We start from the raw sequence: 18,492 nt of genomic DNA on the forward strand, positions 1-18,492 counted from the left end.
GCCAACTCCACGGCTTGGTGCTTGAACTCATCGGTGTAGCTACGACGGGTGATACGGGACATAAGGGGCCTCCAAGTGCGATCAAAGTATCGCTTCTTGGCGTCCGCTGACGGGGGGCCAGATCAGTGAGCCGCATGGATGCGGCGACCGAGCCTACAGGGACGTATTTACGGCGTCCCCCGCAACCGGACCCACCCCGCCTCCCCACAGGAAACCCGCTTGGGCTGTTGCTGTTGCTGTTGCTTTTGCTGGGGTTGCCGGCCAGCGGCCGGCACTACCGCAGGTGCAGGGCGCAGCCCTGCCGATACCCAACCTACTTGGCAGCAGCGATCTGCTTTTCGATGTCGGCGGCGGTCACCGGACCGAGGAACGTATGCGCCAGCTTGCCCTGCGGGTCCAGCAGATGCGTCAACGGCAAGCCGCGTGGCGTGGCGAAGTCCGCCGGCGGATCGAACGGGTCCACGATCACGATCGGATAGGTCACCGGATGCTTGGTCAGGAACGACTGCATTTCCGGCACTTCGATGTCCTCGTAGGCCAGGCCGACCACTTCGATGTTGCTGCGCATCGCATGCAGGGCCGACAGCTCGGGCATCTCCTTGCGGCACGGCGCGCACCAGGTGGCCCAGAAGTTCACCACCACCCACTTGCCGCGATGCGCGGCCAGGTCGTAGTCGCTGCCGTCCACCGCCTTCATCTTCAGCGTCGGGAACTCGGCGGTGGTACGTTCGGCCGGGGTCTCCTCCACCGCTGCGGGGGTGGCCGGGGTCGGTGCCTGTGCCGGTGGCTGGCTGCTGGCGGGGGTGGGCTCCTGGGCCGGCTTGCAGGCCGACAGCGCCAGCAACAGTGCCAGCGGCAGCAGCAACGGGGTCTTGCGGGTCATGGCATGTCTCCGGAATCGGTGTAGATATCACTGACCTTGCGCTTCAGGCGTTCGCGCAGGGGCAGTCGCAGGTCATCCAGCGCCGCCAAGGCGGCACGGCCCAGGCTGTCGTCGCGGTACGGCAGGTGCTGCTCGGCTACCGGGATGCGCAGCTGGGTGCATTCGTAAAGATCGGCCAGGCTGACCTGGTCCAGGTCGCGCGACAGCAGCCACTCGCCGCGCTCATCGCGGCGCAGCAGGTCGATCTCCTGCAGGTTGCAGATCAGGTCCTGCAGCAGTGAATCGGTCAGCATCGGCTCCAGCCGCAGGATCTCGTCATCGGCCAGGCCCTTGCCCTTGGCCCGTGCATGCTGGAAGCGGCCAAGCAGGCGCAGCAGTCCATAGAACTCATACCCCTGCGGCAGGCGCAGCTCAACCGGCTGGTAGCGGAAGGCGGCCATCGAGGAGGCCAGCGACGCACCCAGCAGCACCGCCACCCAGCACAGGTAGATCCACAGCAGCAGGATCGGCACGAAGGCGACCGTGCCATACAGCTTCTGGTAGGACTGGAAGCTGCCCAGATAGGCGCCGATGCCCCACTTCACCAGCTCCAGGATCACCGCCGCCAGGATCGCGCCGGGTATCGCGTGCCGCCATTTCACGGTGTGGTGCGGCACCACCCGGAACATCAGCGTGATGCAGACGAACTCGATCAGGATCGGCGCCAGCCGCAGGGCCAGTTCGGCCAGCCAACGGCCCTCCTGGGTACCGAACAATGGCAACGCGAACACCCTCGCCGACACCGCCAGCGACGCAGCGGCGAGCATCGCGCCCAGGGTCAGCACGGTCCAGTAGACCAGGAAGCGGGTCAGCTTGGGCCGGGTCGAGCCGACCCGCCAGATCTGGTTGAAGGTCTCTTCCACGCTGTTGAGCGTGATCAGCAGCGATACCACCAGCGCGATGAAGCCGGCGGCGGTGAGCTGGCCAGCACTGGCCGAGAACTGCCGCAGGTAGCCCTCGGCCGCGCGCGCGGCGTTGGGCACGAAGTTGGAGAAGACGTAGTCGCTGAGCTGATCGCTCCAGCGGTCGAAAACGGGAAAGGCCGAGAGCACGCCGAATACCACGATGGCCAGCGGCACCAGCGCGAACACCGTGGTGTACGCCAGCGCCGCCGCTGCCTGGAACAGGCGGTCGTCGAGGAAGCGATGCCACAGGAAGCGGCCGAAACTGATGGCCCGTGCGCGATCCCGCGCGCGCTCCATCCACAGGTTGAGCGTATCCAAAGGTTCCATCGGTGGAAGGGTACCCGATGCGGAATGCTCGCAGGATAGCCATACTGGTGGCCACACGACGAGGAGAAGCGGGCACGATGGGCGAGATTCTGGTGCTGTATTACAGCCGGGGCGGTTCGGTGGCACGGCTGGCGCGCCAGATCGCGCGGGGCATCGGCGAAGTGCCGGGCATGACCGCGCGCCTGCGCACGGTGCCGCCAGTGGCCGCAGTGACCCAGACCGCGCAGCCGCCGGTGCCCGACGATGGCGCCCCCTACGTGAGCGTGCAGGACCTGGTCGAATGCCAGGGCCTGCTGCTCGGCAGCCCGACCCGCTTCGGCAACATGGCCGCGCCGGTCAAGCATTTCCTGGATGGGCTGGGCGCCGAATGGGTCAATGGCACCCTGTCCGGCAAGCCGGCCGGCGTGTTCACCTCCACCGCATCCATGCATGGCGGGCAGGAATCGACCCTGCTGTCGATGCAGGTGCCGCTGCTGCACCATGGCTGCGTGATCGTCGGCATCCCGTTCACCGAACCGGCGCTGAGCCATACCACCAGTGGCGGCACACCCTATGGTGCCAGCCACGTCGCCGGTGCCGCCGACGACCCGCAGCCGACCGACGACGAAGCCGTGCTGGCGCGCGCGCTGGGGCGCCGGGTGGCCGACATCGCGCAGCGGCTGGCCCGATGATCGCCACACCGCGCACGGTCCTGCTGCTGGCCCTGATGGGATTGGCCGCGCTGTTCGCCGGCTGGTTCATCAATGACAAGCACTGGCTGGCGACCCAGCTGGTGTTCACCGCGCCGCCGCTGGCGCTGGCCATCGCCGTGCGCCTGGGCTGGCGCAAGGCCGGATTCTGGGCCTCGGTCCTGGCGCTGGGCTGGTTCAGCCACGGCGTGATGAGCGCCTGGAGCCATCCGGAAACGCGCTGGCTGGCGCTGATCGAGATCGCGCTGGCCCTGCTGGTGATCTTCAGCGCCAGCCTGCCCGGCCTGCGCGCCCGCTTCGGCAAGCAACGCTGACGCTGCGCCCGCTGGGCCGTATCATCTGCATTCCTGGCCCCGCGCCGCAGTACCTGTCCTGGTTTCGCGCATGCACATGATGGAAGAGCTCCTGGTCGTCACCACCGGTGGCACGATCGACAAGATCTACTTCGACGACAAGTCGGACTACCAGATCGGCGATCCGCAGATCGGCATGATCCTGCGCGAGCTGGGCGTGACGTTCCGCTTCAACGTGATTCCGATCCTGCGCAAGGATTCGCTGCACATCAACGATGAGGACCGCGAGCTGATCCGCGCCACCATCGCCGCGCAGCCGACCCGGCACGTGCTGGTGACCCACGGCACCGACTCGATGGTGCAGACCGGCAAGGTGCTGGCGACGATCCCGGACAAGACGATCGTGATGACCGGTGCACTGAGCCCGGCACGCTTCCGCGGCTCGGATGCGGAGTTCAACATCGGCTGTGCGATCGGTGCGGTGCAGTCGCTGCCGAGCGGCGTGTACATCGCGATGAACGGGCGGATCTTCGACCCGCAGCACGTGCGCAAGAACGTGGCTGCGAACCGCTTCGAGTCGGTCTGAGGAACCGCGGCCGACCAAGGTCGGCACCTGCCAGAGCGCTGCCCTTGTAGTGCCGAGCCATACTCGGCAACCGCATGCCAGCGCGGCAGAACGGTCCGCAGCCGGAGCAGCCGAGCATGGGCTTGGCTACAGAAGCAAGAACGCCCCGGCCGGAGCCAGGGCGTGCCCATGGAGAGGGTCTTGGGCTCAGTACTGGGCGTTGAGGGTCAGGCCCGAGAAGGTGCTGTACGCCTTCACCCGCACATACCACGTGCCGGCGGCAGGGCTGTTGATCGTGCAGGTCTCGCTGTTGCCGCTCAGGTAGGGACGGCAGGTGTAGCTGGTATCGGTCGGGGCACTGCCCTGGCGCACGTACAGGTCGGCATCGCCGCTGCCGCCACTGATCGTCACGCGCAGCTGGCTGCTACCGGCCGGAACGGCGACGGTGTAGTTCAGCTCGGCACCGGTTGCAGCGCCCAGGCCGGTCACCGGCACGTTGTTCTGCAGCACGTTGCCACCCGGGTTCGGGTTGCCACCGCCGTTGATCGCCGCAGCCACGGCCGCGTTGGCGTCGACGATGCCGGCGCCGCAGCCACCCGAGCAGGCACCCGGCAGCGGGCGTGCAGTGCTCTTGATGATGCTTTCGACCTGCGCCGGGCTCAGCGGGCTTGGCGCGACCGACTGCATCAGCGCAACCACGCCGGCCACGTGCGGCGCCGCCATCGAGGTGCCGTTGTACGACGCGTAGCTGGCGCTGCCCGGCGTGGTGGTGCCGGTGTTGAGCGTGGACAGGATGCTCTGGCCCGGTGCCGAGATGTCGATGCCGGTGCCGTAGTTGGAGAAGCTGGCACGCGCACCGGCCGAGGTTGTGGCCGCCACGGCAATCACGTTCGGGCAGTTGGCCGGCACCGACGAGGACACGTTGGTGTTGCTGTTGCCGGCGGCGACCACCACGGTGGTGCCACGGCTGACCGCGCCGTTGATGGCGTTCTGGTAGGTGGTGGAGCAGCTGCCGCCACCACCCAGCGACATGTTGATGACTTCGGCCGGATTGGCGTTGGCCGGCACGCCACTGACGGTGCCGCCAGAGGCCCACACGATCGCGTCGGCGATGTCGGAGGTGTAACCGCCGCACTTGCCCAGCACGCGCACCGGGACGACCTTGGCATTGAACGCAGTACCGGCCACGCCGGTGCTGTTGTTGGTCACCGCCGCCACGGTGCCGGCGACGTGGGTACCGTGCCAGCTGGAGTTGGAGGCCGGGATGCCCGAGCCGCACTCGTTGGCGCCGTACCAGTCGCCCTCGTCATTCGGGTTGTTGTCGCGGCCGCCGCCATCGCGCGCCATCGCGGCATCGCTGATGAAGTCATAGCCAGGCAGGATGTTGGCGTTGAGATCGGGATGGTTGGTGATGCCGGTATCGATCACGGCCACCACCACGCCGGTGCCGGTGGCCTTGTCCCAGGCCGGCCGCACGTTGATCGACGCGTTGGAGGTACCGAAGCCCCACTGTTCGCTGAAGCGGGTGTCATTCGGGGTCAGCGTCGCACGCATGATCTGGTCGACTTCGACGTATTCCACGTTCGGGTCGGCGGCGAGCTTGCGCATCAGCAGCTCGGATTCGGCCTGGTCAAGCGGCCGATCGGTCCTGACCAGGGTCGGGCCAACGGCCAGCTTGCGGACCTCCTGCAGGCCCAGCGCGCGGCCCTGGCTGCTGGCCAGGCCGGCGGCGGCACTCTTCAGCGAAGAGGCCAGTGCGGTGGTGTTGGCCACCGGCGCACTACCGTCGCGGTACTTCACGATGAAGCGCTGGTGCGTCGGCGCGGACTGCAGGCCGCTGAGCTGGACGTCACCGGCCAGCGCAGGCGTGGCCAGCAGCAGCGATGACAGAACGGACGCACCAAGGACCACCCACACTCGACGCACACGCGGTTGCGTTACCTGGGACATCGTATTTCCCTTTCTTGTGGTGTGAATGCCGGAATCGGCAGAAGCACCGGCCCGAACCCTGGGCTGGCTTGGGTTGGCGAGGTTCGAAGTCCGGTGAGTCAGCGGATCCCCCTAACGATCCGCCGTGCATATGACGCTAATGGCCAGAACCGGACACCACAAGATTTTCAGCGTCTTTTCAGCAAGATGAAATGTTCGTTCTGAGACTTTTCGGGTCGAGGGTTTGTGAAGGTGAAGGAACTTTCTCGTGTCCTGCACAGACCTGACTGGGGCGTCACGTGTCCTGGAATGACTTTGCCGACATCGGCGTTCGGCCCCGGGCCCACAACGCAGAAAACCCGTCACGGGGACGGGCTTTCCGGAAGAGCAGCCGAGCGTCGGCTCGGCTCTACAGTTCAGCGTTGGGCGATCAGCCCAGCTTGACCAGCCAGTTGTGGCGGTCCGGCAGGCGGCCGTACTGGATATCGGTCAGTTCCTTGCGCAGCGACATGGTCACTTCGCCGGCCGGCGCGTTGATGTCGCCCACCGAGAAGCCGTCGCCCTTCAGCTGGCCGATCGGGGTGACCACCGCGGCGGTGCCACAGGCAAACACTTCGCTGATCGCGCCGGAGGCGACGCCGTCCTTCCACTCGTCGATGCTGACCTTGCGCTCTTCGACCTTCATGCCACGGTCGCGGGCCAGCTGCAGGATGCTCTCGCGGGTGATGCCCTCGAGGATGCTGCCTGACAGTTCCGGGGTGACCAGCGTGCCGTCCTTGTAGACCAGGAACACGTTCATGCCGCCCAGTTCTTCCAGGTACTTGCCTTCGACCGGGTCGAGGAACAGCACCTGCGAGCAGCCCTGCGCCTGCGCCTTCTGCTGCGGGAGCAGCGAGGCGGCGTAGTTGCCACCGCACTTGGCGGCACCGGTGCCGCCCTTGGCCGCACGCGCGTACTCGGTGGACAGCCAGATCGACACCGGGGCAACGCCCTTGGCGAAGTACGGGCCGGCAGGGCTGGCGATGACGTAGTAGCCGGCCTTGTGCGCGCCGCGCACGCCGAGGAAGGCCTCGTCGCCGATCATGAACGGGCGGAAATACAGGCTCGACTCATCGGCCGAAGGCACCCAGTCACTGTCGACGGCGATCAGCTGCTTCAGCGATTCGACGAAGATCTCCACCGGCAGTTCCGGCAACGCCAGGCGCTGCGCCGAACGCTGCAGGCGACGGCCGTTGGCATCCGGGCGGAAGGTCCAGATCGAACCGTCGGCGTGGCGGTAGGCCTTGATGCCTTCGAAGATTTCCTGGCCGTAATGCAGCACGGCGGCGGCCGGGTCCAGCTGCAGCGGGCCGTAGGCGCGCACGTTGGCATTGTGCCAGCCGGCATCCTTGTCCCAGCGCACTTCCACCATGTGATCGGTGAAGTGCAGGCCGAAGCCCGGCTTCTCCAGGATCTTGGCGCGCTCTTCAGCGCTGCGCGGGTGGTCCGAACGGGTGACGGCGAAGCTGGGGATGGACTGGGACACCGGAGGATTCCTGTTCTGGTTGCGGGTAGTGCCGGGCCCACGTCACTGCGGGCCCTGGGTCAAAGCATGCCGGTCTCTAGCCGGGCCGCCTCGGACATCATGTGCTGGTTCCACGGCGGGTCGAACACCAGGTCGACGTCGGCCTCGGCCACCGTCGGGATCATTTCAAGCTTGCTGCGCACATCGTCGACCAGGATCTCGCCCATGCCGCAGCCCGGGGCGGTCAGGGTCATCTTCACGTCGATCTCGCGCTTGCCCTCATCCAGATGCTTGATCTCGACTTCATAGACCAGGCCCAGTTCCACGATGTTGACCGGAATTTCCGGGTCGAAGCAGGTGCGCAGCTGCTGCCACACCAGCTGCTCCACCTGTTCATCGGTGGCGTCGGCCGGCAGTTCCAGCGGTGCCGGTGCCTCCTTGCCGATGGCATCGCCGTCCTTGCCGGCGATGCGGAACAGGTTGCCCTCGACGAACACCGAATAACTGCCGCCCAGCGCCTGGGTGATGTACCCATAGCTGCCGGCGGGCAGGGTCACGGTGTCGCCCTGCGGGACCATCACGGCCTCGCAATCGCGTTCGAAGTGGACAGGTTCGCTGCTACGGGAATACATGGGGACCGATATGGGGCCGTGGCCGAAGCCACGCAAGACGGCATTCTAGCCCAGCCGCCCCCGCACCGCCGGTGCACTGCGGCAAACCACAGTATCCTGTGGGTGATCTTCTGGGAGCTTCGATGTCCTCCAATGCCGCGCGTGCCAGGACCGTGACCTGGCTCTGGCCCCTCATGCTGCTGCTGGGCCTGTTTGTCGCTCCCCTCGCCTGGATGGTCCTGGCGCTGATGACCGGCCGGCAGGTCGGCTGGATGGCGGTGCTGGCCGCCCTGGAACTGGTGTTCATGCTGCGCCTGGGCACGCTGGGCCCAGGCCGGCTGCGCGTCGCCCTGGTCGTGCTCGGCACCCTGCTGGTGGCCGCCGTGGCCAACTGGGCCATCGCCAGCGCCTGGATGGGCGGCTCGATCGGCCTGGACCTGTGGGATGCCACCACGCGGATGGGCCCGCACCTGGCCTGGACCCTGATCAGCCTGGCCAACGGCGCGGTGGAATGGCTGTGGCTGGCCGTGGCCGTGGCCGTAGGTGCCTGGCTGGCGCGCTGAGCGCGTAGAGATTCATGGATTCGGCAGTGCGGGCCGCTGGCCGGCAAAAGCGTGCGGACCAAGGTCCGCACCTACCAGCTGCAGCCGCCACGCACGGATGGGGGTAGTGCCGGCCGCTGGCCGGCAAGGGGGTCAGAGCCCTTTCCTGCGGAAAGGGATCCGACCCCGGTCCTCAACTCAATGCCCGCCGTCGAGCGCCTTCAGCTCGCTCACCAGCGAGGCCGCCGCTTCGGCGCCGTCGCCATAGAGCATGCGGGTGTTGTCGGCGTAGAACAGCGCATTCTCGATGCCGGCAAAACCGGTGCCCTTGCCACGCTTGATCACCACCACGTTGCGCGCGTTGACCACGTCCAGCACCGGCATCCCGTAGATCGGGCTGGCCGGATCGGTTCGTGCGACCGGATTGACCACGTCGTTGGCACCGATCACCAGCACCACGTCGGTATTGGCGAATTCGGGGTTGATGTCGTCCATGTCCGCGATCAGGTCGTAGGGCACGCCCGCCTCGGCCAGCAGCACGTTCATGTGCCCGGGCATGCGCCCGGCCACCGGGTGGATCGCGAACTTCACTTTCACGCCACGCTGGCCCAGCCGCTGCGCCAGTTCCCAGATCTTGTGCTGGGCCTGCGCCACCGCCATGCCGTAGCCGGGCACGATCACCACGCGCTCGGCAAAGGCCATCATCGCCGCGACGTCCGACGCTTCGATGGGCTTCTGCGCGCCGGTGATCGCCTGTGCTTCGCCACCGGCGCCGCCGCCGAAGTTGGAGAACAGCACATTGCGGATCGGCCGGTTCATCGCCTTCGCCATCAACCGGGTCAGCAGGATGCCCGCCGCGCCGACCATCATGCCGGCGATGATCAGCGCCTCGTTGCCGAGCACATAACCTTCAAAGGACACCGCCAGGCCGGTGAACGCGTTGTACAGCGAGATCACCACCGGCATGTCGGCGCCACCGATCGGCAGCGTCATCAGCACGCCCAGTGCCAGCGCCAGCACGAAGAAGGCGACGATCGCCCAGGTGCTGAGCGTGCTGGCGGCGATGATCGCCAGCACCACCACCGCCAGCGCCACCAGCAGGTTCAGCGCCTGCTGGCCGGGCCAGGTCACCCGCTTGTCCAGGCGTCCATCCAGCTTGGCCCAGGCGATCACCGAACCGGACAACGACACCGCACCGATCGCGGCGCCGACCACCGCCAGCAGCAGCACCGTGCCCGACGGCTGGCGCGCGGCCAGGTCGGCCAGCGCCTGCGCGCTCCAGTGGCTGGTATCGCGGTGGGCCAGGAAGGCATAGCGCAGCAGTTCCACCGCACCGATCGCCGCCGCCGAGCCACCGCCCATGCCGTTGTACAGCGCCACCATCTGCGGCATGTCGGTGATGGCCACCTTGCCGGCCGACCACCAGGCCAGGCCCGCGCCCAGCAGCAATGCCACCAGGATCAGCGGTACGTTGTGCAGTTCAGGCAGGAAGAAGGTCGCCACCGTGGCCAGCAGCATGCCCAGCCCGGCCCAGCGGATGCCGCTGCGCGCGGTCAGCGGCGAAGCCATGCGCTGCAGGCCCAGCAGGAACAGCGTAGCGGCGACGAGGTAGCTGGCCTTGACCAGCCAGTCGAGCAGTTCGACGGTGCTGATGTTCAAGCCTGTGGCTCCTTCGGTTCGTCCCTGCCGCCCTTGGGCGCGCTCGGCTTGAACATCTCCAGCATGCGCGCGGTGACCACGTAGCCACCGGCGGCGTTGCCGGCGCCGAGCACCACGGCAAGGAAGCCCAGCGCCTTTTCCAGCGGCGTCTGCGCGTGCCCCAGCACCACCATCGCGCCGATCAGCACGATGCCGTGGATGAAGTTGGAACCCGACATCAGCGGGGTATGCAGGATCACCGGCACCCGCGAAATGATCACGTGGCCGGCGATGGCCGCCAGCATGAAGATGTACAGCGCTACGAACCCGTCACTCACTGGCAACGCTCCCGCTCTGTCTTCGTCGGCCCATCATAACCACGGGCTGAACCCGGCGCGCACCCGGCGTCAACCGCGGCGACGCTCACGCGTTGTCGATGGTGACCCCGAGCGAGGAACCGTACCCTGTGCTGGTGAGCAGCCCCGCCCCCCCGAGCGCCGACACCGATGCCCTGCCGGCATCGCTGGAGGCGTTCCTGGCCAGCGTCGGCCCGCGCGCGTTCCGTTTCGCCGAGGCCGGCCTGCGCCAGCGCGAAGACGCCATGGACGCGGTGCAGGACGCGCTGATGCGCATGCTGGACTACGCCGACAAGCCGGCAGCCGAATGGGCGCCCCTGTTCTGGAGCATCCTGCGCCGCCGCGTGATCGACCTGCAGCGCCGGCGCCGTTTCCGCCTGCCGTTCTGGCGCGACAACCAGGACGCTGACGGAGGCGGGATCGACTGGGCCGACCCCGGCCCGGACCCGGCGCAGGCGCACGAACAGCGCCAGCAGTACCAGCAACTGGTACAGGCGCTGCGTACCCTGCCCGCACGCCAGCGCGAGGCCTTCACCCTGCGCGTGCTGCAGGACTTGGACGGGGCCACCACCGCCCGCGCCATGGGCTGTAGCGAAGGCGCGGTAAAAACCCATCTGGCACGCGCCCGGCAGGCGCTGCAGGACTACCTGGAGACCCACCCGTGAACCGCTCCCTGCCCTCCGATGACATGCTGCGCAACCTGCACGCGCAGTCGCTGCAGGCGCTGTCGCCGGCCACGCTGGCACGGTTGCGCCAGGCTCGCCACGGCGCCAGCGCAGCCCGTCACGGGCGCTGGCGCTGGTGGTTGGCCAGTGCCTGTTCGCTGGTGGTGGCGCTAGGTATCGGCCTGCAGTTCAGCGGCCACAGCCCACTGTCGCCCGCCGCGCCGGCACCGGTGCTGGCCTCGGTGGAAGACAACAGCGTGCTGTACGACGAAAATCCCGATCTGTACCTGTGGCTGGGCGATACCGACCTGGCGATGGAGTGAACCATGTCCCGACTGCATACCCTGCCGCTGCTGTTGACCCTGTTGCTGCTGCCAGCCCTCCCGGCGCCGGCGCAGAGCGCCGCGCCCGCCCCTGCGGCGCGCCCTGCGCCGGCCACGCCGCTGCCGGCCTGGGAACAGTTGAGCGAAGCGCAGCGGGAATCGCTGCTGGCGCCACTGCGCGACCGCTGGAACAGCGCCGATGCCGGCCAGCGCCAGCGGATGCTCTCGCATGGCCAGCGCTGGCAGACGATGAGCCCGGAGGAACGCGACAAGGCCCGCCGCGGCCTGCGCCGCTTCGAGCACATGAGCCCGGAACAGCGTGAGCAGGCCCGCGCCCTGTTCGGTCAGATGCGGGATCTGCCGCCCGCGCAGCGCGACGCACTGCGCGAGCGCTGGTCGCAGATGACGCCGGAGCAACGCAAGGACTGGGTGCGAGAGAATCCGCCGCCGGCGAAGCCGCGGTAAAGGCAGCGTTCAACCCTTTGCAGAGCCGAGCCCACGCTCGGCTGCTTTATCGCGCCTGCGCAAGCCGAGCACGGGCTCGGCTCTACAGGAGGTACATGAGGTTCACGCCTGCCAGCGCGTCTTCGCCAGCAGTTCGTCGTCCCAATCGAAACCGAGCTGCCCGTCGCGCACGAACAGCGCAACGAAGTTGAGCAGGTTCCGTGCATACATCTCGCTGGCCTGGGTCGCGCCGCGGCTGGCCAGGCCCAGCGGACCGTCGATGGTCACGCCCTGGTGTTCGATGCACTGCCCCGGCAGGGTCAGTGCGCAGTTGCCGCCACTTTCCGCCGCCAGATCAACAATGACGCTGCCGGTGGCCATGCCTTCCACCATCGCGGCGGTCACGATGGTCGGTGCCGGGCGGCCCGGTACCGCAGCCGTGCAGATCACCACGTCCACACTGCGCAGGTGGTCGGCCAGCCGACGCTGCTGCTCGGCGCGCTCGTCATCGGTCAGCGCCCGCGCATAGCCTCCCTCGCCCGCCGCGCTGACCCCGAGGTCGAGGAAGCGTGCGCCCAGTGACTGGATCTGCTCGCGGGTTTCCGGGCGCACGTCGAAGCCTTCCACCTGTGCACCGAGGCGGCGCGCGGTGGCGATGGCCTGCAGGCCCGCCACGCCGGCACCGATCACCAGCACCTTGGCCGGCCGCACGGTGCCGGCAGCAGTGGTCAGCATCGGGAAGAAGCGCGGCGCGCGTTCGGCGGCGATCAGCGCCGCCTTGTAGCCGGCCATGCCGGCCTGCGAACTGAGTACATCCATCGCCTGCGCACGGGTGGTGCGCGGCAGCTGCTGCAGCGGGAACAGCTGCAGGCGACCATCGGCCGCCAGCGCGGCCAGCGCCGGATCGCTGGCCGGGGCCAGCAGGCCGACCACGCTGGCGCCGGGCTTGAGCTGTTCCAGCACCGCCGCAGGGGGGGCCTGCACGCACAGCAGGATATCGATCTCGGCCCAGCGGCCCGCGTCGAAGACGCGTGCACCGGCATCGTCATAGGCGGCGTCGGTGAAACCAGCCGCCAAACCCGCGCCCGCCTCATACCAGACGGCAATGCCCAAGGCCCCGAGCCTGCGCGCGGTCTCCGGCGTCAGTGCCACGCGCCGTTCGCCCGGCGCGGTCTCCTTGATCCCCAGCAACGCCACGGCCATGCAGGTCCCCGCTGATCGGTGAGTTTCCCGATCCTAGCAGGCGGCACCCGCTCAGTGCAGCGTGGCGCTGCCCGGGTCGAGGCGATCGATCACGCCCTGCATGGCGCTGTCGAAGGCGCCATCATCAACGTGGGCACGCAGGCGGCCCAGCCGCATCATCACCGCCAGTTCTTCCGGCGAGGCCACGCAGAAGCGCACGCCGCGACGGTTGACGAACAGCAGGCGCGAGGAAATCGGGCTGACCCAGGACAGCTTGCCCGCCTGCACCTTGCCATCCTTGTCGACGAAGTCCAGCCAGTTGCCGATTTCCATGCGGCGGAAGCGGTCGGCATCGGCGTTGTCGAAATCGTCGGCGTCGATCTGCCCGCCAAGCTCAACCGCCGGCGATTCAGCCACTGGCGGGGCCGGCAAGGCAACCTGCGGCAGCTCCGGCAGCGCACGCTGCAGTTCCGGCCGCGACTCGGCGATGCCCTGCAGGGTGTCATGCAGGGCATCGATGGCGGCGGTTGCCGCATCGCCGTGCACGCCGACGCTGGCAAACACCTTGGCCAGCACCGGCTGCCAGGCCTGCAGCCACGGCTTGCCGACGATCTGGCGGCGGGCCTCGGCCACTTCCTCCAGCAAGCCGTCGCCCAGGCTCAATGCCTCGGCCACCGAGGCGCCTTCTTCGCCCTCGCGCAGCAGCGCCAGGGTCAGGTGGTGCTGCCACGGCTGGCGCAGGAATTCGGCAATGGCCGGCGGCAGCGTGGCGTCACCGATGCGGCGGTCCAGTTCCGCACCGGCCCGGCTGCGGGCCATTTCCAGCTTTTCCTGGCCGCGCTGCGTTTCTGCGGCACGACGCTCGGCGATTTCCACGCGGCGGCGATGCTGCACCAGGAACTCGCGGAATTCCTCTTCCAGGGTCAGGAAGATCGCCAGGTTCTCGTTGAACTCGGCCACCAGGCGCTCGATGATCTCTTCGACCTTGGCCATCAGCATGCGCTCGGCCTGGCTCTCGCCGGTGTTGCCCTCGCAGGCCTCGGCCAGCGAGTTGAGCAGCTTGCGCGCCGGGTGGGTCTTCTGCACGAACATGCGGCGGTCGAGCATGGCGACCTTGACGAAAGGCACCACCAGGCGGCCGATCAGTTCGCGCGAGCGGCCTTCCAGTTCACGCTCGTCCAGCATCACGTCGAACAGCATGCCGACCAGGTCGATGGCATCCTCATCCTGCGGGTCCAGCCGGGTCTGGCCCGGATCGACGCCAAGCTGGGTGGCGCTGGACAGCACTTCGCTCTTCAGGCGCTGCGCCAGCGATTCGCCGTCCTCGCCGATGGCCGCGCGCAGGGTGGCGCTGGGCGTGGCCTGCAGCAGCGACAGCACCGACATCATTTCGCGCTGGCTGAGCGGGCGCTGCTGGCCAACCGCCACCTGTGCCGCAGACGTGGCGTCCTCACGCACATGGCGGGTCTGCTGCAGCAGTTCGTGCAGCGCTTCCAGCAGCATGCCCTGCTGGCCAGCGTAGGCCTCGCCGGTGGCGCCGTCATCGCCGCCCAGGTGCTGCTGCATATGCCCGCGGCGCTCGGACCAGCGGGCGGCAAAGCGCTGCGCCCAGGCCGGTGCGGCCTGCTCGTCATCGCTGAACCCCGGATCGACGCCCGCGCCGTGGCGATGCTCGACCAGGTCATCCAGCATCCCGGCCATGCGCGGATCCGGTGCCGGCGGTTGTGGGCGCTGCGGAGCCCCCATCTGCGACATCACGCCGGCTGCGGCCAGCTGCTCGTCCAGCTTCTCGTAGATGCGACCGACCGGTGCACGCAGGTCGCGCTCGCACAGCTTGATCAGCACCAGATGCACTTCCGGGGCCAGTTCACAGCCGGCAAAGGCTTCGTGGATGGCCACGCCCAGGTGTTCGGGGCTGATCGGATTGTGGTCGGCGTCCAGTTCCGCGCCGCCGATCAACCGGCCCAGGCGGCGATCCAGCCGCGCCAGCACCGGCTTGAAGTCACGCAGCAATACAGTGGCGAAATTGCGCACCGCCAACCGTGATTCCAGCACATGCTCGGCCAGCAGGCTGAGCCCATCCTCGGCCGGCCCGGACAGGGTCGCCTCGGCTGACAGCGGCTCACCAGCCTCCAATGCGGCCCAGGCCTGCTGCAGGTGGCCGGCGAAAGCGGCCGCGATGTCCTCACGGCGCCGGCGCAGTTCGCGCATCGCGTCCAGGAACAGCAACTGCGACGAGCCGGCATTGCCGGCGCGGTCGAACAGGGCATCGTCGAAACGCGCCAGTGCCGCCCCGAAGGCCTGGCACAGCGCGGGCAGGACCATGTCCCGGGCACGCTGGAGCTGGGCCGGGTCACGGCCCGGCGATCCCATCGGTGTGGGCACGCTCATCATTCGGGAAGGCTCCCCACCTTCTCTGGTACGACAGACAGCATGGACATCGCGGCTTCCGGCACACCCCATGTACCGGAACGTCGATGGTAGGCCGGCCAGCCCGTCACGGACAGTGAAACAGTCCTCACTTCAAACCTCATGACCGGCGGCCCGGCAAGACAGATATCGTAAGCCGTGCAAGGCCCACGAGGCGAGGGGAAGCGGCTGTCCGTTTCCCGCCAGTGGCATGATGTTCATCACAGTTTGGTACTCAGGGGCCGGACGCGACACAGACGGCGTCATTGACCACCCCGACTATAATCAAACGCCCGTGATGACCGGTTCAGACTCCATGCCCGACCCTGCTGCCCTGCTCGCCCTGGATGCCCGCCGCTCGGTGCCCTCGCGGCAACTGGGCGAGCCCGGGCCGGACCCGGCCACCCTGCAGCGGATGCTGGCCTCGGCGGTGCGCGTGCCCGACCACGGCAAGCGCGTGCCGTTCCGCTTCCTGAAAATCGCAGGCGATGCACGTCACACTCTGGGCGACTTCCTGGCTGAACGCAGCCGCCAGCGCGACCCACATGCGGGCGAGGCCGTGTTCGAGAAGGACCGCCAGCGTTTCAGCCACGCACCGCTAGTGATCGTGGTGGTGGCCAGCCCGCGGCCGGACCCGAAGGTGCCCGAGCAGGAACAGCTGATGACCGCCGGCTGCGTCTGTTTCGCCCTGCTGCAGGCCGCGCAGGCGCTGGGTTTCGGCGCGCAGTGGCTGACCGCCTGGATGGCCTTCGATCCGGCCGTGCAGGCCCACCTGGGCCTGGTCGACGGCGAACGCATCGCCGGCTTCATCCACATCGGTACGCCCAAGGCCGACGTACCCGAGCGCGAGCGCCCCGACCCGGCAACCCTGCTGCGGGACTGGACGCCGCCGGCATGACCCTGCCGGCACCGCCGCCGTCGCTGTACCTGGTCGATGCCAGCATCTACGTGTTCCGCGCCTGGCACTCGCTGCCGGACCAGTTCCAGGACGCGCAGGGCTGGCCGACCAATGCCGTGCACGGCTTCGCCCGCTTCCTGCTGGACCTGCTGGAACGCGAGCGCCCGCAGCACATCGCCATCGCCTTCGACGAAGCGCTCGACAGCGGTTTCCGCCACCGCCTGTATCCGGCCTACAAGGCCAACCGTGATCCGGCACCGGAGGCGCTCAAGCGCCAGTTCGTGCACTGCAAGGCGCTGTGCGCGGCGTTGGGCCTGGCGGTCCTGGCCCATCACGACTACGAGGCCGACGACCTGATCGGCAGTGCCCTGCACGTCCACCGCAGCAGCCATCGCGGGGTGATCATCTCCGCCGACAAGGACCTGTCGCAGCTGCTGGCCGACCATGACGAGCAGTGGGACTACGCCCGCAACCAACGCTGGAACGTGGCCGGGGTGAAGGCCCGGCACGGCGTGCATGCGCACCAGATCGCCGACTACCTGGCGCTGTGCGGTGATGCGGTGGACAACATTCCCGGGGTCAGTGGTGTCGGCAGCAAGTCCGCCGCCGTGCTGCTGGCCCATTTCGGCAGCATGGATGCGCTGTTCGAACGCCTGGACGAGGTACCGTTCCTGCGCCTGCGTGGCGCTGCACAGATGGCGGTGCGCCTGCGCGAGCAGCGCGAGCACGCCCAGCTCTGGCGCCAGCTGACCACCATCGCGCTGGACGCGCCGTTGGAGGGCAGCGAGCCCGGCCTGCTGCGCCAACCGGCCGACCCGGAACTGCTCGATGGCCTGTGCCAGACCCTGCGCTTCGGCCCGATGACCCGCCGCCGGCTGTTCGGTGCCGCCGGCGTGGCCGACCCCGTTCCCACTCCTTCCTTTTCCAATTCCAGCGAGCCCGCATGAGCCAGCGCAACACCGAAGCCCCGCGTGTCGTCTATGAAGGCAAGTACCAGCGCATGGTGGTGCGCGGCACCTGGGAATACAGCGAACGCACCCATGCCGGTGGCCTGGCCGCGATCATCATCGCCGTCACCCCGGAGGACAAGGTGCTGTTCGTCGAACAGTTCCGTGTACCGCTGCAGGCGCCCACCATCGAGATGCCGGCCGGCCTGGTCGGCGACATCCACGCCGGCGAATCGATCGAAGTCTCGGCCGTGCGCGAGCTGGAAGAAGAAACCGGCTGGACCGCCGACCATGCCGAAGTGCTGATGATCGGCCCGACATCTTCCGGCGCCAGCAGCGAGAAGATCGCCTTCGTGCGCGCTACCGGCCTGCGCCGCATCGGCGAAGGTGGCGGCGATGACAGCGAGGACATCACCATGCACGAGATTCCGCGCAATGAGGCTGCAGCGTGGCTGGTGCAGAAGATGGGCGAAGGCTACGAGCTGGACGCCAAGCTCTGGGCTGGGCTGTGGATGATCGAGCACCACCTGGACGGGCGCCCGCGTGGCTGACGCTGACCTGCACAGGCTGCCTGCGTTGCTCGGCGCCGACGACCCGGCGATCTACGCGATCCACCGGGCGCAGGGCGCCTCGCCATACCTGCTGCTGGCCGACCACGCCGGCCAGCAGGTGCCGCGTGCGCTGACCGCGCTCGGCCTGCCCCAGGCCGAGCTGGACCGCCATATCGGCTGGGACATCGGCATCGCCGGCACCACCCGTGCACTGGCTAAACGGCTCGATGCCTGGGCGATCGAACAGACCTACTCGCGGCTGCTGATCGACTGCAACCGTCCACTGGCCTCACCGACGCTGATTCCGGAGGTGAGCGACCACACCGTGATCCCGGGAAATGCAGGGCTATCGGCGGCGCAGCGGCAGCAGCGCATCGATGCGATCCACGCGCCCTACCATGCACGCATCGAGACCGAGCTTGATGCGCGCCGTGATGCCGGCCAGCCGACCCTGCTGGTGATGATGCACAGCTTCACCCCCGTGATGAACGGCACGCAGCGACCGTGGCATGCCGGCGTGCTGTATCACCAGGACACACGTTTTGCCCATGCCCTGCTGCAGGCACTGCGCGAGGAAGGCGACCTGGTGGTGGGTGACAACGAACCGTATTCGGTCAGCAGCACCAGCGACTACGCGGTCCCGGTGCATGGCGAAGGCCGCGGCCTGGTGCATGTGGAACTGGAGATCCGCCAGGACCTGATCGCCGATGCCGCCGGGCAGCAGGCGTGGGCGGAGCGGCTGGCGCGGATCTTCGGCGCGCTGCAACCGGAGTTGCTGGCGCTGGGTTGAAC

General features: G+C 68.1%; 20 protein-coding genes. 11 read left to right on the top strand and 9 right to left on the bottom strand.

The window, feature by feature from the left end:
• Positions 1-313: 313 nt before the first annotated feature.
• Together KXV01_RS18820 and KXV01_RS18825 are read right to left on the bottom strand one after the other, a co-directional pair.
• On the bottom strand, positions 314-883 hold the full coding sequence (locus KXV01_RS18820) for a TlpA disulfide reductase family protein (RefSeq protein WP_099591109.1): 570 nt from the start codon (positions 881-883) through the stop codon (positions 314-316).
• Positions 880-2,154: a YihY family inner membrane protein gene (locus tag KXV01_RS18825; protein WP_099494730.1), complete on the bottom strand. Its 1,275-nt coding sequence runs from the start codon at positions 2,152-2,154 to the stop codon at positions 880-882. Before KXV01_RS18825 ends, KXV01_RS18820 begins: the two co-directional genes overlap by 4 nt.
• 77 nt (positions 2,155-2,231) lie before the next feature.
• Between KXV01_RS18825 and wrbA the strand changes: the two genes are divergently transcribed.
• The 3 genes from wrbA to KXV01_RS18840 all read left to right on the top strand — a co-directional run bounded on the left by wrbA (position 2,232) and on the right by KXV01_RS18840 (position 3,722).
• Positions 2,232-2,825 carry an NAD(P)H:quinone oxidoreductase gene (wrbA, locus tag KXV01_RS18830; RefSeq protein WP_012510135.1) on the top strand — a complete coding sequence of 198 codons (594 nt, stop codon included), beginning with the start codon at positions 2,232-2,234 and terminating at the stop codon, positions 2,823-2,825.
• Positions 2,822-3,157: a DUF2069 domain-containing protein gene (locus KXV01_RS18835; RefSeq protein WP_099494729.1), complete on the top strand. Its 336-nt coding sequence runs from the start codon at positions 2,822-2,824 to the stop codon at positions 3,155-3,157. Before wrbA ends, KXV01_RS18835 begins: the two co-directional genes overlap by 4 nt.
• 79 nt (positions 3,158-3,236) lie before the next feature.
• Positions 3,237-3,722: an asparaginase domain-containing protein gene (locus tag KXV01_RS18840; RefSeq protein WP_010481766.1), complete on the top strand. Its 486-nt coding sequence runs from the start codon at positions 3,237-3,239 to the stop codon at positions 3,720-3,722.
• A 186-nt stretch (positions 3,723-3,908) separates the two neighbouring features.
• Here the strand turns inward: KXV01_RS18840 and KXV01_RS18845 are convergent, their stop codons facing one another.
• From KXV01_RS18845 to sufT, 3 genes are all read right to left on the bottom strand, one after another.
• The gene (locus tag KXV01_RS18845) at positions 3,909-5,651 is read right to left on the bottom strand and encodes a S8 family peptidase (RefSeq protein WP_049414943.1); all 1,743 of its coding nucleotides are present in this window, start codon (positions 5,649-5,651) and stop codon (positions 3,909-3,911) included.
• 409 nt (positions 5,652-6,060) lie between these two features.
• Positions 6,061-7,155 (bottom strand): branched-chain amino acid aminotransferase, encoded by a 1,095-nt coding sequence (locus tag KXV01_RS18850; RefSeq protein ID WP_049414944.1) that lies wholly within the window; start codon positions 7,153-7,155, stop codon positions 6,061-6,063.
• 59 nt (positions 7,156-7,214) lie between these two features.
• Positions 7,215-7,766, bottom strand: a complete 552-nt coding sequence (gene sufT / locus KXV01_RS18855; RefSeq protein WP_005415385.1) for a putative Fe-S cluster assembly protein SufT — start codon at positions 7,764-7,766, stop codon at positions 7,215-7,217.
• Between the two features lie 122 nt (positions 7,767-7,888).
• On the opposite strand from sufT, the gene KXV01_RS18860 reads away from it, so the two are divergent.
• On the top strand, positions 7,889-8,308 hold the full coding sequence (locus KXV01_RS18860) for a membrane protein (RefSeq protein ID WP_032953950.1): 420 nt from the start codon (positions 7,889-7,891) through the stop codon (positions 8,306-8,308).
• A 177-nt stretch (positions 8,309-8,485) separates the two neighbouring features.
• On the opposite strand, the gene KXV01_RS18865 is transcribed toward KXV01_RS18860, so the two are convergent.
• Positions 8,486-9,946: an NAD(P)(+) transhydrogenase (Re/Si-specific) subunit beta gene (locus tag KXV01_RS18865; RefSeq protein ID WP_111097373.1), complete on the bottom strand. Its 1,461-nt coding sequence runs from the start codon at positions 9,944-9,946 to the stop codon at positions 8,486-8,488.
• A complete protein-coding gene (locus KXV01_RS18870; protein ID WP_005415382.1) occupies positions 9,943-10,263 on the bottom strand; it encodes an NAD(P) transhydrogenase subunit alpha in 321 nt (106 codons plus the stop codon). The genes KXV01_RS18865 and KXV01_RS18870 overlap by 4 nt, the downstream gene beginning before the upstream one ends.
• Positions 10,264-10,361: 98 nt before the next feature.
• On the opposite strand from KXV01_RS18870, the gene KXV01_RS18875 reads away from it, so the two are divergent.
• From KXV01_RS18875 to KXV01_RS18885, 3 genes are read left to right on the top strand one after another with little or no spacing between them, the layout of a single operon-like run.
• Complete coding sequence (locus tag KXV01_RS18875; protein ID WP_080352983.1) at positions 10,362-10,946, top strand: RNA polymerase sigma factor; 585 nt, start codon at positions 10,362-10,364, stop codon at positions 10,944-10,946.
• Positions 10,943-11,269 carry a DUF3379 domain-containing protein gene (locus tag KXV01_RS18880; RefSeq protein WP_263468003.1) on the top strand — a complete coding sequence of 109 codons (327 nt, stop codon included), beginning with the start codon at positions 10,943-10,945 and terminating at the stop codon, positions 11,267-11,269. The genes KXV01_RS18875 and KXV01_RS18880 overlap by 4 nt, the downstream gene beginning before the upstream one ends.
• Before the next feature lie 3 nt (positions 11,270-11,272).
• On the top strand, positions 11,273-11,734 hold the full coding sequence (locus KXV01_RS18885; RefSeq protein WP_263468004.1) for a DUF3106 domain-containing protein: 462 nt from the start codon (positions 11,273-11,275) through the stop codon (positions 11,732-11,734).
• A gap of 102 nt (positions 11,735-11,836) precedes the next feature.
• Here KXV01_RS18885 and KXV01_RS18890 read toward each other — a convergent pair whose 3' ends face one another.
• Both KXV01_RS18890 and KXV01_RS18895 read right to left on the bottom strand, forming a co-directional pair.
• Positions 11,837-12,916: an NAD(P) transhydrogenase subunit alpha gene (locus tag KXV01_RS18890; protein ID WP_005415378.1), complete on the bottom strand. Its 1,080-nt coding sequence runs from the start codon at positions 12,914-12,916 to the stop codon at positions 11,837-11,839.
• Positions 12,917-12,967: 51 nt separating this feature from the next.
• Complete coding sequence (locus tag KXV01_RS18895) at positions 12,968-15,289, bottom strand: DUF1631 domain-containing protein (RefSeq protein WP_032953949.1); 2,322 nt, start codon at positions 15,287-15,289, stop codon at positions 12,968-12,970.
• A 331-nt stretch (positions 15,290-15,620) separates the two neighbouring features.
• Between KXV01_RS18895 and KXV01_RS18900 the strand changes: the two genes are divergently transcribed.
• From KXV01_RS18900 to KXV01_RS18915, 4 genes are read left to right on the top strand one after another with little or no spacing between them, the layout of a single operon-like run.
• Positions 15,621-16,202, top strand: a complete 582-nt coding sequence (locus tag KXV01_RS18900) for a nitroreductase (protein WP_049414519.1) — start codon at positions 15,621-15,623, stop codon at positions 16,200-16,202.
• Positions 16,199-17,149 carry a 5'-3' exonuclease H3TH domain-containing protein gene (locus KXV01_RS18905; RefSeq protein ID WP_049414515.1) on the top strand — a complete coding sequence of 317 codons (951 nt, stop codon included), beginning with the start codon at positions 16,199-16,201 and terminating at the stop codon, positions 17,147-17,149. Before KXV01_RS18900 ends, KXV01_RS18905 begins: the two co-directional genes overlap by 4 nt.
• Positions 17,146-17,700, top strand: coding sequence for an NUDIX hydrolase (locus KXV01_RS18910; RefSeq protein WP_263468005.1), 555 nt, complete (start codon positions 17,146-17,148; stop codon positions 17,698-17,700). Before KXV01_RS18905 ends, KXV01_RS18910 begins: the two co-directional genes overlap by 4 nt.
• A complete protein-coding gene (locus tag KXV01_RS18915; RefSeq protein ID WP_134709487.1) occupies positions 17,693-18,490 on the top strand; it encodes an N-formylglutamate amidohydrolase in 798 nt (265 codons plus the stop codon). Before KXV01_RS18910 ends, KXV01_RS18915 begins: the two co-directional genes overlap by 8 nt.
• Positions 18,491-18,492: the final 2 nt, after the last annotated feature.

Origin of the sequence: Stenotrophomonas sp. Ps181, from assembly GCF_025697425.1 — a bacterium.
GTDB classification, from domain to species: domain Bacteria; phylum Pseudomonadota; class Gammaproteobacteria; order Xanthomonadales; family Xanthomonadaceae; genus Stenotrophomonas; species Stenotrophomonas sepilia.